Here is a 14,188-nt window from a genome sequence, read left to right as displayed (position 1 = left end):
GGAGGCCGGAGTGGATGACCTGATGACCGAACTCGACCGTCGGCTGGCCGCCGCGGACGCCGCCCTGACCGCCGACTACCGCGGTGACCGCGGCGTCCGGCAACCCGTCCACACCGTCTACGTCCCGGCCGACCGGTACGACGGCGGTACGGTCGCGGACTGGGGTGCGCAGGCCCGCAAGGCGCTCGACGAACACCCGGAGTTCGTGAAGGTGCTCGACCTCCCCGACGACGTCTACGAGCGCGTCCGCGGCAAGCTCGGCCGCGAGCCGATCGAGGACCTCCGGATCGACTTCGAGGACGGCTACGGCAACCGCCCCGACGCGGAGGAGGATGCCGCCGCGATCGCCGCCGCCCAGGTCGCGCAGCAGACGCCGTACTTCGGTCTCCGGATCAAGTCCCTCGAAGCGCCGACCCGCCGTCGCGGCGTCCGCACGCTCGACCTCTTCCTCCAGCATCTCGGCACCGTCCCCGACGGCTTCGTGATCACGCTCCCGAAGGTGACGTCGGTCGAGCAGGTCGAGGCGATGGTGTACGTCCTGGAGACGCTGGAGGCCAAGCACAACCTCCGGCCGTTGACCTTCGAGATCCAGGTCGAGACCCCGCAGGCGATCCTCGGCTCCGACGGTACGGCGCTGATCGCGCGGATGGTCAAGGCCGGCGGCTCGCGTGTCACCGGGCTGCATTACGGCACGTACGACTATTCCGCCTCGCTCGGCGTCGCGGCGGCGTACCAGAGCATGGAGCATCCGGTCGCGGACCACGCGAAGGACGTCATGCAGCTCGCCGCGGCCGGCACCGGCGTCTTCGTATCCGATGGGTCGACCAACGTTCTCCCGGTCGGCGACGCGATCCACGACGCGTGGCGCCTGCACTTCCGGCTGGTACGCCGTTCGCTCGCGCGCGGCATCTACCAAGGCTGGGACATGCACCCGGCGCAGCTCCCGACCCGGTTCGCGGCGACGTACCTGTTCTACCGCGAGGGCTTCGACCAGGCCGCGCTCCGGCTGCGGGCGTACCTCGGCCACGGCGAGTCCGGGTACCTCGACGAGCCGGCGACGGCGGTCGCGCTGGCCGGGTTCGTGCTGCGCGGGATCGAGTGCGGGGCGATCGACACCAGCGAGTTCGACGTGAAGGACCTCGCGAAACTCGCCCGGCGCGCCTAGCCTCGCCCCATGCGACTGGTTGCGGAGTTCACCACGGAACCCTTCGATGTCGAGGGCTCGCCGCCCGCGCATGCCACCGAGGCGCTGCGGGCGGCGGAGGAGGCCGGGCTCGACTGCGAGTTCGGCCCGCTCGGTACGCAGGTGAGCGGCGAGCAGGATCTGCTGCTGCCCGCGCTCCCGAAGGTGCTCGAGGCTGCGTTCGCGGGCGGCGCGAGCCAGGTGACCCTGCAGGTCCGGCGCGATGGCTGATCAGCACCCGCTCGTCGAGGCGATCACGCCGCTGGTCGACCGGCTGAACGCCGAGCTGATCGCGCCGGCGGACGCCCGCGGGGACGACATCCCGCTGGCGTGGGAGGGGGAACCGGTGGTCGCGGTCCGCCTGCCGCAAGCTCCCACCTCCGCTCCCACCTCCGCTCCGACCTCCGCTCCGACCTCCGCTCCGACCTCCGCTCCCGCCTCCTCCGCCTCCTCCGCCTCCTCCGCCTCCTCCGCCTCCGCCCCTGCCTCCGCCGCCCCAGCCCCAGCGCCAGCCTCAGCCTTCGGCCCGGCCTCCGCCGCCTCCGGCCCGGCCTCCGCCTCCGCGTCCTCCGCCTCCGCAGGCGGCGCTCGCGTCGGCGGCGTGCAGGGTCTGCTGGCCGATGTCGCGGCGGAGTTGGGTGGGCCGCTCAACGAGCTGTCCAGGACCGGCAAGCAGCAGGCCGTCCTCTTGCTGGAGTCTCGGGGGGCGTTCGAGTATCGGAAGTCGGCGGAGATCGTGGCCGAGGCGCTCGGCGTCACGCGCTTCACCGTCTACAACTACCTGAACCGCTCCCGCTGAAATTCAACAAACTGTTGACGTCGGGCCTGACGGGTGTCACGCTCTCGTCATACGGAAAGTTGATTTCGGGATTCGAGAAGGTGTGATCGTGGACCTGGCGGAGTTCAACTCGACGCCGACCGACCGTCTGCGGCCGGCGCTGATGGCCTGCTGCGACGTGCCGCGGTGGGTCGACGCGATCCTCGCCAAGCGGCCGTACGGCGACCTCGCCGCGCTGACCGCGGTCGCCGACCAGGTACTGCGGGAGTTCGCCGACGACGAGGTCGACCGGGCCCTGCAGGCGCATCCGCGGATCGGCGACCGGCCGCGGGGCGCGAGTACCGAGGCGGCCTGGTCGCGGTCCGAGCAGTCCGGGGTCGGCGACGACGCCGGCGTCCGGGAAGAGCTTGCCGACGGCAACCGTCAGTACGAGGACCAGTTCGGCCGGGTGTTCCTGATCTGCGCCACCGGGCTGTCCGCGGCGCAGCTGCTGGCCGCCCTGCGGACCCGGCTCACGCACGACGACGTCACCGAGGCGGCCGTCGTCCACGAGGAGTTGCGCAAGATCGCGCTGCTCCGCCTGAGCAAGGTGGTGACCGCATGAGTTCCTTGTCCACCCACGTACTGGACACCGCGCTGGGGCGACCGGCCGCCGGCGTTCCGGTCGAGCTGTACCGGGACGACGTGCTGGCGGCGAGTGGTACGACGGACGCCGACGGGCGGGTGGCGCTGGCGCCGACGCTCGACCCCGGGACGTACCGGCTCCGCTTCGACGTCACGACGTACGCGAAGTCCACCGGCCAGGACATCTTCTTTCCCGAGGTCTCCGTGACCTTCACGGTCGCCGACGAGCGGCACTACCACGTCCCGTTGCTGCTCAGCCCGTTCGCGTTTTCCACCTACCGAGGGAGCTGACCTGAGATGGCCATCCACCTGGGCACCAACCAGTACGGCAAAGCCGAGAACCGCGTCGTCCGGATCTACCGCGACACGCCCCGCCACCAGATCCGCGACCTGAACGTGTCGACCGCGCTCCGCGGGGACTTCGAGGCAGCGCACACCACCGGCGACCAGGCCGGCGTACTGCCGACCGACACCCAGAAGAACACCGCGTTCGCGTTCGCCAAGCAGAAGGGTGTCGGCGCGATCGAGGACTACGCGCTGACCCTTGGCGACCGCTTCCTGGAGGCGTCGCCGGCCGCGTCCGGGGCCCGGATCGCGGTCGAGGAGTACACCTGGGAGCGGATCCTCGTCGACGGTCAGGAGCACGACCACTCGTTCGTCCGCAGCGGTGCCGGGGTGCGGAACACGGTCGTCAACATCGACGGCCGCGGCGCGAACCGGAAGGCGTACGTCGTCTCCGGAATCAGCGACCTGGTCGTGCTGAAGTCGACCGGGTCGGAGTTCCACGGGTTCCTGAAGGACGAGTACACGACGCTGCCGGAGACCGACGACCGGATCCTCGCGACGTCGCTGGTGGCGCGCTGGCGGTACGACCACACCGAGGTCGACTGGGACAAGTCGTACGACGCGATCAAGGCGCTGCTGCTCTCACGGTTCGCGACGATCCACAGCCTGGCGTTGCAGCAGACGCTGTACGGCATGGGGTCCGCCGTCCTCGAGCAGCATCCGGAAGTTGCCGAGATCAAGTTCTCGGCGCCGAACAAGCACCACTTCCTGGTCGACCTGTCGCCGTTCGGGGTGCAGAACCCGGGCGAGGTCTTCATCGCCGCGGACCGCCCGTACGGCCTGATCGAGGCGTCCGTAACCCGCGACGACGCCAGCGACGCGGGCAGTGCCTGGGTCAACATCGCCGGCTTCTGCTGATGTCCCGGATCGTGATCGAGGGCGCCGCCGTGGCGACCCTCGATCCGGCCCGGCGCGAGTTCGTCGGCCATGTCGTTGCTGAGGGCAATCGGCTGGTGGCGGTCGGGCCGGGTCCGGCGCCGGCGTACGACGACGCCCGGATCGTCGACGGGCGCGGCTGCCTGGTCACGCCGGGGTTCGTGAACACGCACCAGCACCTGTACCAGTGGGTGACGCGCGGGTTGGCCGCGGACGCGACGCTCTTCGAATGGCTCACGACGCTGTACCCGGTCTGGGCGCGGATCACCCCGGAAACCGTGAACGTCGCCGCCCGGGCCGCGCTGGCGCAGCTCGCGCTGACCGGTTGCACCACGGTCGCCGATCACCACTACGTCTTCCCTGGCGGGGATCTGCTCGCGGCGGAGATCGACGCTGCCTCGGAGATCGGGCTGCGGTTCCACCCCGCGCGCGGGTCGATGGACCGCGGTCAGAAGGACGGCGGGCTGCCGCCGGACTCGGTCGTCGAGGACCGGGACACGATCCTCGCCGCGACCGAGGACGCGATCGACCGTTGGCACGACCCATTACCTGATTCGATGCTGCAGATCGTGGTCGCGCCGTGTTCGCCGTTCAGCGTGAGCAGGGGGCTGATGCGCGAATCGGCCGAGCTCGCCCGGCACCGCGGCGTACGGCTGCACACGCATCTCGCGGAGACCACCGACGAGACGGCGTGGTGCCGGGAGACGCACGGGTGTACGCCGCTCGAGTACGCCGACGGCCTCGGATGGACCGGGCCGGACGTGTGGTTCGCGCACGGCATCCACTTCGACGACACGGAGATCAAGCACCTCGGCGGCACCGGTACCGGCGTCGCCCACTGTCCGAGCTCGAACGCCCGCCTCGGCGCCGGCATCGCCCGTACCGCCGACCTCCGCGCGGCCGGCTCACCCGTCGGCCTCGGCGTGGACGGTGCCGCCAGCAACGAATCCGGCAGCCTCGTCGAAGAACTCCGCCACGCCTTGCTGTTCGCCCGAGCCCGCGGCGGACCGCAGTCCTTGACCGTCCGAGCCGCCCTCGAAATGGCCACCCTCGACGGCGCTCGCATCCTCGGCCGCGCCGACGACCTCGGCTCCCTCGAACCCGGCAAACTAGCCGACCTGGCCGTCTGGGACCTCACCACCCTCCCCCACGCCGGCATCCCCGACCCCATCGCCGCCCTGGTCCTCTCCACACCCCCACCCCTAGCGCTCCTCCTAGCCAACGGCCGCCCTGTCGTAGACCACGCCGTACTCCAAACCGCCGACCCCACCGCCCTGGCCACCGACGTCGCCCGTACCCAAGCCGCGCTCCTCAGCTAACCGGGAAGAGTGTCCGGGGACTTGGAAGAGGCAATGCCGTCTCCCTGGTCCCCGGGGGTTATCCACAGTTAGGCGAAGACGCGTTCTGGGGGCCGGCGGCGCGTGCATCTTCTTGGGCGTGAACAGGAGACTGGCAGTGATCGCGGCTGGGCGTGGCGGGTGGTTCACGCGCCCCGACGCGGCCGCCGCGGGCTACAGCGACAGCGAGGTGCGGCAGCGGATCCGGAGCGGGCAGTGGCTCCGGATGAGTTTCAACGCGTACGTCGACCCGCGCGCGTGGCCCGCCGACGAACCACCCTGGGACCGGGCGCTGCGGCTGCACCGGCTGAGCATCGGGATGACCCGAGCGAGGCTCGGCGCGGTCGTGGTGAGTCACCAGTCGGCGGCGGTGTTGCACGGGCTGCCGGTGTGGGGCGTGGACCTGACGAGGGCCCACTTCACCCGCCTGCGGGACGGGCAGTCGCGCGCCGGCCGTCACCTCCAGGTCCATCGCGGTGCGGTGGACAGCGACGAGATCGTCGAGCTGGACGGCCTGCAGCTCATGACCTGTGAGCGCGCGATCGTCGAGACAACGTGCGCGTCGTCGTACGAGGCCGGCGTGGTGCTGGCCGACGCGGCGCTCCGGATGGGCCTGACGACGCGCGAGCACCTGGCGGCCGTCGTACGGCGGCATCAGCACTGGCGGGGCATACCGGCGGCACGGCGCGCGGTGGAGTTCGCGGACGGGCTGAGCGACTCGGTCGGCGAGTCGCGCCTCCGCGTCCTGATGGCGAACCACGGCCTACCTGTGCCGGAGTTGCAGGTCGAGATCCGCGACCTGCGGGATCAGCTCATCGGACGCGTCGACTTCCTCCTGGCTGGGACGCTGGTCGTCGAGTTCGACGGTGCACTGAAGTACGACAGCAGGTCCGTCCTGCTGGCGGAGAAGCACCGCGAGGACCGGCTCCGCGAACGCGGCTACGGCGTACTCCGCGTCACCTGGCCCGACCTGGACCACCCCAACGAAACCGCTGCCCGGATGTGGCGCGCGCTCCGGAGAGAGGCTAAGGGGACCGGGAAGAGGTAATAGCCTCTTCCCGGTCCCCGGCGGGGGTGGTCAGTGGAGGAGGTCGCCGTTGAGCCAGACGGCCTGGATGTCTGCGGGGGTGCCTAGGGTGAAGATGCGGGCGAGGGCTTCTTCGGTGTCTTCGGCGTGGGTGATGGCTATCGCGAGCGGTGACTCTTCGGCAGGGCGGAGGAGTTGGGCGTCGAAGTGCTGGCCGACCGAGAGGTGGCCTACTCGGGGGAGGTTGAGGGCTTCGGCGCCGGCCGTGGTGGCCAGGTAGAGGAGGTGCGCCGCGGTGAGCGGGCGGCCCTGGTCGCCGAGGAGTTGCTGGCAGAAGTACGCCTGCAGGCCCTCCTTCAGCAACGAGAAGCCGGTGCCGGCTCCTACGTCGGACCCGAGCGCGACGCGGACGCCGTACTGCAGGTGGCGCGTCAGCGGGAACAGGCCGCTTCCCAGGGCGGCGTTGCTCGTCGGGCAGTGGGCGACGGTGGCGCCGCTGGTGGCGAGGGTCTTGAGCTCGACGTCGGTCGGGTGCACGTTGTGGGCGAGCACGGTACGCCGGTCCACCAGGCCGTGGCGGTCGTACGTCGTCACGTAGTCGCTGCCGCCGAACAGGTCGGCGACTGTCGCGATCTCGGCCTCGTTCTCGTTCACGTGCGAGGTGAACAGGGCGCCGGGGATCGCCTCCAGGAGTTCGTGGCAGGTGGCGAGCAGGTCGTCGGTGCAGGACAGCGAGAACCGCGGCGTCACGGCGTACCGGTTGCGGCCGACGTTGTGCCAGCGGTTCGCGAGCGCGAGCGATTCGGCGTACGCGCGGACCGGGGTGGTGAGCAGCTCCGGCCGGAGCAGCCGGTCGCTCAGTACGAGGCCGCTCGTCACTCGCAGCCCGACCTCGGAGGCGGCGTTGAACAGTGCGTCGACGGCGTCGGTGTAGTGCGCGCCGAAGACCAGCGCGGACGTCGTACCGGCCGCCGCCAGCCCGCGGACGAACTCGTGCGCAACGCCGGTCGCGTACCCGACGTCGGCCATCCGCGCCTCCTCCGGGAGGGCGTACCGGTCGAGCCACTCCAGGAGCGGCAGGCCGAGTCCGCCGACCGCGCGGATCTGCGGGAAGTGCACGTGGGTGTCGACGAACCCGGGGAGTACGACGCCGTCGCGGAGATCCACGACCTGCTCGGCGGGGTGCGCCTCGCGGAGCTCCAGGTACGTGCCGCGGGCAACGATCAGCCCGTCCTCGACGAGCAGGCCGGTGTCGCTGGCGACCCGCAGTCCGGCGCCCGCGAACGGGTTCTCCGGGGTGTCGATGAACGTGCCACGGTAGAGAGTCATGCTTGTGCCTTACGCTGAGCCGAGGCGGGGCGACGCTCGGCAGTACGGGCCGACACGGGAAGCCGCGCGGCGGACCCGGCCGGAGCGGACGACCGCTCCCCGGGCTCGGATGAAGCAGAATGGGTCGGCTCCGCGGTGAAGCGTTCGAGGAGCCAGGCGGCGACGGACACCGCGATCACGGCCGGCTGCTTGCCGGTGACGCTCGGGATGCCGATCGGGGTGGTGATCCGGTCGATCGCCGCGCGGGTGTTGCCGTCCTCGGCGAGCTTGCGCTGGAACCGGGTCCACTTCGCGCTCGACCCGATCAACCCGATCGTCGCGAGCTGCTCGTTGCGGATCGCGGCGTCGCAGAGCGCGGCGTCCTCGGCGTGGTCGTGCGTCATGATCACGACGTGCGTCCCGGGCGGCAGCTCGCCGACGACCAGCTCGGGGAGGACCGGGACGTTGTGGACATGGACCTGCGCCACCGCGTCGTCCAGTACGTCGAGCCGTCCGGCCGTCAGCTGGTCGGTCCGCGAGTCGACGAGGTGCAGCTCGATATCGTGCCGCGCGAGGATCCGCGCCAACTCGAGCCCCACATGCCCGATCCCGAAGATCGCTACCGACGGCACCACGGGCAACGGCTCCAGCAACAACTGCACCTCACCCCCACAACACTGAACCCCGTGCTGGTACGGCGCTTTGTCGGACAACGCCGCGGTCAGCACCTCAGGAGTGGCGGCCCCGGCCGCGATCATCTCCCGCGAGCGCTCCACCCCCAGCGCCTCCAGGTTGCCGCCACCAACCGTCCCCCAGACGTTGTCAACAGCAACAACCATCTTCGCCCCGGCCTCCCGAGGCGCATGCCCGCGCACGGACAGCACGGTCACCATCACCCCGGCTTCACGCCGGGCACGCAACTGCTGAACAGCCTTCACCCACTCCACGAGGCACCTCCGCGGGCTCGATCGAGCGCCCAGTAGACGGCCTCCGGTGTGGCGGGGGACGGGAGGTCGACGCTGGTGCCGGGTGGCCCGAAGGCGGCGGCTGCCTGGCGTAGGGCTTCGCGGACGGAGAAGGCGAGCATCAGCGGGGGTTCGCCAACGGCTTTCGAGCCGTAGACGGCACCCTCCTCGTGGGCCTTCTCCAGCAGCGTCACGTTGAACACTTCCGGCATCTCCGAGAAGCTCGGGAGCTTGTAGGTGCTCGCGGCCTGAGTGGAGAGCCGGCCGGACTTCGTGTCCCAGCGGAGGTCCTCCAGCGTCAGCCACCCGGCACCCTGGACGAACCCGCCCTCGATCTGGCCGATGTCGATCAGCGGGCTGAGGCTGTCGCCGACGTCGTGGACGATGTCGACGCGCCGCAACGTGTACGAGCCGGTGAACCCGTCGACCTCGACCTCCGACGCGGCCACGCCGTACGCGAAGTACTTGAACGGCTCGCCGCGCATCGCGTTCGCGTCCCAGTGCAGGCCCTCGGTCCGGTAGAACCCGGCTGCCCACAGCTGCACCCGCTGCATGTAGGCCATCCCAACGATCTCGTTCCACGGTACGCCGTCGCCGGACAGGCCGCGGACATCGCCGTCGACGAACCGTACGTCGGACGGGCTGATCCCGAGCTTCCCGCCGGCGACCTGCGCCAGCCGCTCCCGGATCTGCTCGCACGCGTTCTTGATCGCGGCCCCGTTCAGATCGGCGCCCGAGGACGCCGCGGTCGCGGACGTGTTCGGCACCTTGTCGGTCCGCGTCGGCGCCAACCGGACCCGTTCGAGCGGTACGCCGAGAGTGGTCGCGGCGACCTGCAGCATCTTCGTGTGCAGGCCCTGGCCCATCTCGGTGCCGCCGTGGTTGATCAGCACCGACCCGTCCTTGTACACGTGCACCAGCGCGCCGGCCTGGTTGAACGCGGTCAGGTTGAACGAGATCCCGAACTTCACCGGCGTCATCGCCAACCCACGCTTCACAAACGAGTGCGCCGCGTTGAACCCGGCGATCTCCGCGACCCGCTCGTCCACGTCTCCGATCGACCGCACCTGCGACCAGCAGGACTCGAGCCGATCCGCGTGCCGCACCGGTTGCCCGTACGGCGTGGAGTCGCCCGGCTGGTAGAGGTTCCGCCGCCGCAGCTCGGCCGCGTCGTACCCGAGCAGCGGCGCGCACCGGCCGAGGATGTCCTCGATCACGAGCATCCCCTGCGGCCCGCCGAACCCGCGGAACGCGGTCTGCGACGTCTTGTTGGTCTTCGCGATCTGCCCGTCGACGCGGACGTGCGGGATCTCGTACGCGTTGTCGATATGGCACATCGCCCGCGCCAGCACCGGCTCCGACAGGTCGAGGCTCCAGCCGCCGTCGGCGGTGATCGTCGCATCCAGCGCGACCAGCCGGCCGTCGTCGTCGAACCCGACCCGCCAGGCCGAGTGGAACCCGTGTCGCTTGCCCGACATCGTCATGTCCTGCGTCCGGTTCAGCCGCAACCGCACCGGCCGTCCGGTCAGCGTCGCGCCCAGCGCCGCGATCGCCGCGAACCCGTGCGGCTGCATCTCCTTGCCGCCGAACCCGCCGCCCATCCGCAGGCATTGCACGGTCACCGAGTGACTGGCCAGCCCGAGCACATGCGCGACGATCTCCTGCGTCTCGGACGGATGCTGCGTACTCGACTGCACGAAGATCTGCCCGTACTCGTCCACCAGCGCCAATGCCGCGTGGGTCTCGAGGTAGAAGTGCTCCTGCCCCGCGAACTCGAACTCACCGGTGTATACGTATGCAGCCTCAGCCAGCGCGCCGGTCACGTCGCCGCGCTCCAGGTGCCGCCCGATCCCCTGGAAGCTCCCGGCCTCGATCGCGTCGCGGACACCGATCAGCGCCGGTAGTTGCTCGTACTCGACCTCCACGGCCGCCGCCCCGAGCCGCGCTGCTTCCAACGTCTCCGCGAGTACCCAACACACCGCGTGCCCGTTGAACATCACCTCGTCCGGGAACAACGGCTCGTCGTGCTTCACCCCCGCGTCGTTCACTCCCGGTACGTCGTCCCCGGTCAGCACCCGGACGACCCCCGGCACGTCGTACGCCGGCTTCACCCGGAGCGCGGTGATCCGGGCGTGGGCGTGCGGGGACTGCACCGGGTAGGCGTGCAGGAGGTCGCGGGTGCGCATCACCAGGTCGTCGGTGTACAGGGCGGTTCCGGTGACGTGCAGGGCGGCGCTTTCATGCGGCAGCGGTACGCCGACAACCGCGGCGGCGGGCCGTTCGGACAGCGAGCTCATGCGCTCACCTCCTGGTGGTAGAAGCGCAACAACGACTGGCCGAGCATCGCGGAGCGGTACGACGAGCTCGCGCGGTGATCGTCCATCGGCGTACCCTCGCCGGCCATCACTGCGGCGGCGGTCCGTACGGTCGTCTCGTTCCAGGGGTTGCCGATCAGCGCGGCCTCGGTGGCGCTCGCGCGCAGCGGAGTCGCGGCGACCCCGCCGAGCCCGATCTTCGCGTCCTGAACGATGCCGTCGGCAACGGTGATCGCGTAGCCGATCGCGACGCTGGAGATGTCGTCGAAACGCCGCTTGGCGATCTTGTGGAAGGCGGTCATGGGTGCCAAGGGCAACGGGATCACGACCGTCCTGATCAACTCGTCCGGCGCCTTCACCGTCTGCCGATAGCCGGTGAAGTACTCAGCCAACGCAACCATCCGCTCCCCGCGGCTGGAAGCGAGGACCAGCTTGGCATCCAGTGCCAGGAGTGCGGGTGGTGTATCTCCGATAGGCGATCCGGTCCCCAGGTTCCCCCCGATCGTCGCCCCGTTGCGGATCAACCGCGACGCGAACTGCGGAAACAGCTGCGCCAGCAACGGCACCCGTCCGCTCAGCCTCCGCTCGATCTCGGTCAACGTGAGCGCCGCACCCAGCCGTACCTCGTCAGCACCGAAGCTGAACTCCCGCAGCTCCTCCAGCCGATCGATCGCAATCGTCAGCTGCGGCCGCGCCCCGAAGATGTTCACCTGCACCCCGAGGTCGGTCGACCCGGCGACTAAGACCGCATCGTCCCGCTCACCCAGCACCCTCAAAGCAGCACGCAGCGTCGGCGGCCGCAGGAACTCGCCTTCGGGCGACACCATCCCCGTCGCTGCCGGCGCAGGCGCCGGCGCGTCACGACGTACGGCGAGCGCATCATCCTCCGCGGGCTCGTCCAGCGCATACGCCGCATCACGAATCGGCCGATACCCCGTACACCGACACAGATTCCCGCTCAACGAATGCAATTCAAACCCGTTCGGCCCATGCTCGTGGTCACCCTCACCACACGCGCGGCCGGGGCGGTAGTACTCCGCGGCCATGCTGCAGATGAAGCCGGGGGTGCAGTAGCCGCACTGGGAGCCGCCCCGGACTGCCATCTCTTTCTGGACCGGGTGCAGGGAAGCGGCCGACCCCAACCCCTCCGAGGTGACGAGCTCCTGCCCGTCCAGCGAAGCAACAGGCAGCAGGCACGCGTTCACCGCGGTCCACTCGGTGGCTGCGGACGTGCCGGCCCGGGCGACCAGCACCGAACATGCGCCGCACTCGCCTTCGGCGCAGCCTTCCTTGGCGCCGGTGAGGCCTCGGTTGCGGAGCCAGTCGAGGACGGTGGTGTGGACGGAGACGTCACCGATCGGGGTGACGTCGCCGTTCACGGTCAGCGCGGGTGGGCGCAGGGCTTGGGTGGTCATCGGTTGCTGCTCCATCGGGTACGGGCGGAGTGGATCGGGTTGGCGTCGGACACGAAGTCGTCGAACCGGTAGCCGGCGATCTTCGCGATCTCGAGCAGGGCGGCCGCGTGTTCCTGGTTCTCGCAGTTCCCGAGCCGTTCGCGGCCCTGCTCGAGGATGCGGTCGTACGACTCGGCGTCCCGCACCGAGATCACCAGCGGGAACCCGAACCGGTCCTCGTACGCCGACGTGATCGCGGTCAGCTCGTCCCGCTCGGGGTCGCCGAGGAACGTCAGCCCCTTGTCGGACTGGTCCCGCAGCGACGCCTCGCCGCTCAGCCCGTCGGCGACGAACTGCGACCCGAGCTGCGGGTACGCCTGGATCAGTTCGACCTGCTCGTCGCGGGAGCCGGAGAACAACGCCTCCTGGAACGAGCGCCGCAACGCGTGCGTGTCGGCGTACGGCCGCATGTCCCAGGCCCGCTCGACCGCCCACCGGGACCCCTGGAACAACCCGCCGAACGTCTCGACGAACTCGGCCCGCGCCATCTTGTTCACCTGGTCGAGCCGAACCGTGTCGCCGGGCTGTCCCGCGACCGCCGGGCCGAAGTTCTTGCCGACGTGGTGGAACAGGATGTTCAGGAAGATCGCGGTCAGGCTGCCGAGCGTGATGCCGCTGCCGAAGATGATCTGCGCCCAGTGCGGTACGGCGTGCGCGACCTGCGGCTGCGCGGTCACGTACATCGCCAGCCCGACGCTGGTCGCGACGATCACCACGTTCCGGTGGTCGTGGAAGTCGACCTTCGCGAGTGTCTGGAACCCGACCACCGCGACCGTCGCGAACATCGCCAGCGCCGCGCCGCCGAGCACCGGATGCGGTACGCCGGCCACGATCGCGCCGGCCTTCGGCAGCAGCCCGATCACGATCATGATCGCCCCGGCGGTCGCGACCACCCAGCGGCTGCGGATCCGGGTCAGCCGGACCAGGCCGACGTTCTCCGCGAAGCAGGTGTACGGGAACGAGTTGAAGACGCCGCCGATCGTGGTCGCCAGGCCGTCGGCCCGCAGCGCCCGGGCGATGTCCTCGCGGCCGATCCGCTTCTCGACGATCTCGCCGGTCGCGAACACGTCACCGGTCGTCTCCACCGCGGTGATCAGCATGACCACGACCATCGAGATGATCGCCGCGACCGAGAACTTCGGCCAGCCGAAGTAGAACGGCTGGGTGACGCCGACCCAGGCGGCGTCGTGGACGGCGCCGAAGTGCGCGTCGCCGAACGCCCAGGCCACCAGCGTCCCCGCGACCAGTCCGACCAGGACCGCGATCGTCGCCATGAACCCCTTGAACACGCGCTGGATCAGCACGATCAGCGCCAGCGTGCCGAGCGCGTACGCCATGTTCTTGCCGCTGGTCGGTGCCGCCGTCGGTCCCGCCCCGCCGACCGCGTCCCCCGCCGCGACCGGAAGCAGTGCCAGACCGATGATCGTGATCACCGACCCGGTGACCACCGGCGGGAAGAACCGGATGAGCTTGCTGAAGTACGGCGCGATGAAGAAAGTGGCCAGGCCGGCGACCAGGACCGAGCCGTAGATGACGAGCAGACCGTTGGTGCCACCACCGGCCGCGAGCCCGATCGCGATCATCGGCGAGACCGCGGTGAACGTCACGCCCTGCAGCAGCGGCAGCCGGACGCCGACCTTCCAGAACCCGACGGACTGGATGATCGAGGCGATCCCGCAGGTGAAGAGGTCCGCGTTGATCAGGTGGATGAGCTGCTGCGTGTTCAGCCCGATCGCGCTGGCGAGCAGGATCGGGACGATCACGGCCCCGGCGTAGAACGCGAGCACGTGCTGCGCGCCGTACACCGCGAGCTTGCCGGGCGGGAGCACCTGGTCTACGGGATGGCGACTGGGTCGCAGGTTTGTCTTCATCGGGGACGCTCCTCGGCGCGGGGGATGTGACCTGCACCTGAGCATCGGCTCAACAGTCTGTGGATTGCACCCGGTGAACCTCCGAAGATGAACAGCCGGAGAACG

Annotated in this window: 13 protein-coding genes; 8 read left to right on the top strand and 5 right to left on the bottom strand. The window is 70.1% G+C overall.

Going from position 1 to position 14,188, the window contains the following annotated elements:
• Window positions 1–10 precede the first annotated feature (10 nt).
• The 8 genes from ACXJJ3_RS20890 to ACXJJ3_RS20855 all read left to right on the top strand — a co-directional run bounded on the left by ACXJJ3_RS20890 (window position 11) and on the right by ACXJJ3_RS20855 (window position 6,191).
• Window positions 11–1,165 (top strand): DUF6986 family protein, encoded by a 1,155-nt coding sequence (locus ACXJJ3_RS20890; protein WP_458163252.1) that lies wholly within the window; start codon window positions 11–13, stop codon window positions 1,163–1,165.
• Between the two features lie 9 nt (window positions 1,166–1,174).
• A complete protein-coding gene (locus tag ACXJJ3_RS20885) occupies window positions 1,175–1,414 on the top strand; it encodes a thiamine-binding protein (protein ID WP_458163250.1) in 240 nt (79 codons plus the stop codon).
• Entirely contained in the window at window positions 1,407–1,982 is a 576-nt protein-coding gene (locus ACXJJ3_RS20880) for a helix-turn-helix domain-containing protein (RefSeq protein WP_458163248.1), read from the top strand. The genes ACXJJ3_RS20885 and ACXJJ3_RS20880 overlap by 8 nt, the downstream gene beginning before the upstream one ends.
• Window positions 1,983–2,070: 88 nt before the next feature.
• Window positions 2,071–2,565, top strand: a complete 495-nt coding sequence (uraD, locus tag ACXJJ3_RS20875) for a 2-oxo-4-hydroxy-4-carboxy-5-ureidoimidazoline decarboxylase (protein ID WP_458163246.1) — start codon at window positions 2,071–2,073, stop codon at window positions 2,563–2,565.
• A complete protein-coding gene (uraH, locus tag ACXJJ3_RS20870; RefSeq protein ID WP_458163244.1) occupies window positions 2,562–2,876 on the top strand; it encodes a hydroxyisourate hydrolase in 315 nt (104 codons plus the stop codon). Before uraD (ACXJJ3_RS20875) ends, uraH begins: the two co-directional genes overlap by 4 nt.
• Window positions 2,877–2,882: 6 nt before the next feature.
• Complete coding sequence (gene pucL, locus ACXJJ3_RS20865; RefSeq protein ID WP_458163242.1) at window positions 2,883–3,788, top strand: factor-independent urate hydroxylase; 906 nt, start codon at window positions 2,883–2,885, stop codon at window positions 3,786–3,788.
• Window positions 3,788–5,125, top strand: a complete 1,338-nt coding sequence (locus ACXJJ3_RS20860) for an 8-oxoguanine deaminase (protein ID WP_458163240.1) — start codon at window positions 3,788–3,790, stop codon at window positions 5,123–5,125. The genes pucL and ACXJJ3_RS20860 overlap by 1 nt, the downstream gene beginning before the upstream one ends.
• Window positions 5,126–5,243: 118 nt before the next feature.
• Window positions 5,244–6,191 (top strand): type IV toxin-antitoxin system AbiEi family antitoxin domain-containing protein, encoded by a 948-nt coding sequence (locus ACXJJ3_RS20855; protein WP_458163238.1) that lies wholly within the window; start codon window positions 5,244–5,246, stop codon window positions 6,189–6,191.
• A 30-nt stretch (window positions 6,192–6,221) separates the two neighbouring features.
• On the opposite strand, the gene guaD is transcribed toward ACXJJ3_RS20855, so the two are convergent.
• The 5 genes from guaD to uraD (ACXJJ3_RS20830) are packed head-to-tail and all read right to left on the bottom strand — an operon-like array spanning window position 6,222 to window position 14,083.
• Window positions 6,222–7,499: a guanine deaminase gene (guaD, locus tag ACXJJ3_RS20850; RefSeq protein WP_458163236.1), complete on the bottom strand. Its 1,278-nt coding sequence runs from the start codon at window positions 7,497–7,499 to the stop codon at window positions 6,222–6,224.
• Complete coding sequence (gene xdhC / locus ACXJJ3_RS20845; RefSeq protein WP_458163234.1) at window positions 7,496–8,425, bottom strand: xanthine dehydrogenase accessory protein XdhC; 930 nt, start codon at window positions 8,423–8,425, stop codon at window positions 7,496–7,498. The genes guaD and xdhC overlap by 4 nt, the downstream gene beginning before the upstream one ends.
• Window positions 8,413–10,740: a xanthine dehydrogenase molybdopterin binding subunit gene (gene xdhB, locus ACXJJ3_RS20840; protein ID WP_458163232.1), complete on the bottom strand. Its 2,328-nt coding sequence runs from the start codon at window positions 10,738–10,740 to the stop codon at window positions 8,413–8,415. Before xdhB ends, xdhC begins: the two co-directional genes overlap by 13 nt.
• A complete protein-coding gene (locus tag ACXJJ3_RS20835; RefSeq protein WP_458163230.1) occupies window positions 10,737–12,173 on the bottom strand; it encodes a xanthine dehydrogenase small subunit in 1,437 nt (478 codons plus the stop codon). The genes xdhB and ACXJJ3_RS20835 overlap by 4 nt, the downstream gene beginning before the upstream one ends.
• Entirely contained in the window at window positions 12,170–14,083 is a 1,914-nt protein-coding gene (gene uraD, locus ACXJJ3_RS20830) for a 2-oxo-4-hydroxy-4-carboxy-5-ureidoimidazoline decarboxylase (protein WP_458163228.1), read from the bottom strand. Before uraD (ACXJJ3_RS20830) ends, ACXJJ3_RS20835 begins: the two co-directional genes overlap by 4 nt.
• Window positions 14,084–14,188 lie beyond the last annotated feature (105 nt).

The organism is Kribbella sp. WER1 (assembly GCF_054189145.1).
Note: the sequence above shows the minus strand (reverse complement) of the source record. Positions and strands in the feature narration are given on the sequence as shown.

What these genes read in the sequence shown, in the direction of transcription:
- ACXJJ3_RS20885 (WP_458163250.1), top strand. Translation starts at nt 1,175, where the DNA reads ATGCGACTGGTTGCGGAGTTCACCACGGAACCCTTCGATGTCGAGGGC.
- ACXJJ3_RS20880 (WP_458163248.1), top strand. Translation starts at nt 1,407, where the DNA reads ATGGCTGATCAGCACCCGCTCGTCGAGGCGATCACGCCGCTGGTCGAC.
- uraH (WP_458163244.1), top strand. Translation starts at nt 2,562, where the DNA reads ATGAGTTCCTTGTCCACCCACGTACTGGACACCGCGCTGGGGCGACCG.
- pucL (WP_458163242.1), top strand. Translation starts at nt 2,883, where the DNA reads ATGGCCATCCACCTGGGCACCAACCAGTACGGCAAAGCCGAGAACCGC.
- ACXJJ3_RS20860 (WP_458163240.1), top strand. Translation starts at nt 3,788, where the DNA reads ATGTCCCGGATCGTGATCGAGGGCGCCGCCGTGGCGACCCTCGATCCG.
- guaD (WP_458163236.1), bottom strand. Translation starts at nt 7,499, where the DNA reads ATGACTCTCTACCGTGGCACGTTCATCGACACCCCGGAGAACCCGTTC.
- xdhB (WP_458163232.1), bottom strand. Translation starts at nt 10,740, where the DNA reads ATGAGCTCGCTGTCCGAACGGCCCGCCGCCGCGGTTGTCGGCGTACCG.
- ACXJJ3_RS20835 (WP_458163230.1), bottom strand. Translation starts at nt 12,173, where the DNA reads ATGACCACCCAAGCCCTGCGCCCACCCGCGCTGACCGTGAACGGCGAC.
- uraD (WP_458163228.1), bottom strand. Translation starts at nt 14,083, where the DNA reads ATGAAGACAAACCTGCGACCCAGTCGCCATCCCGTAGACCAGGTGCTC.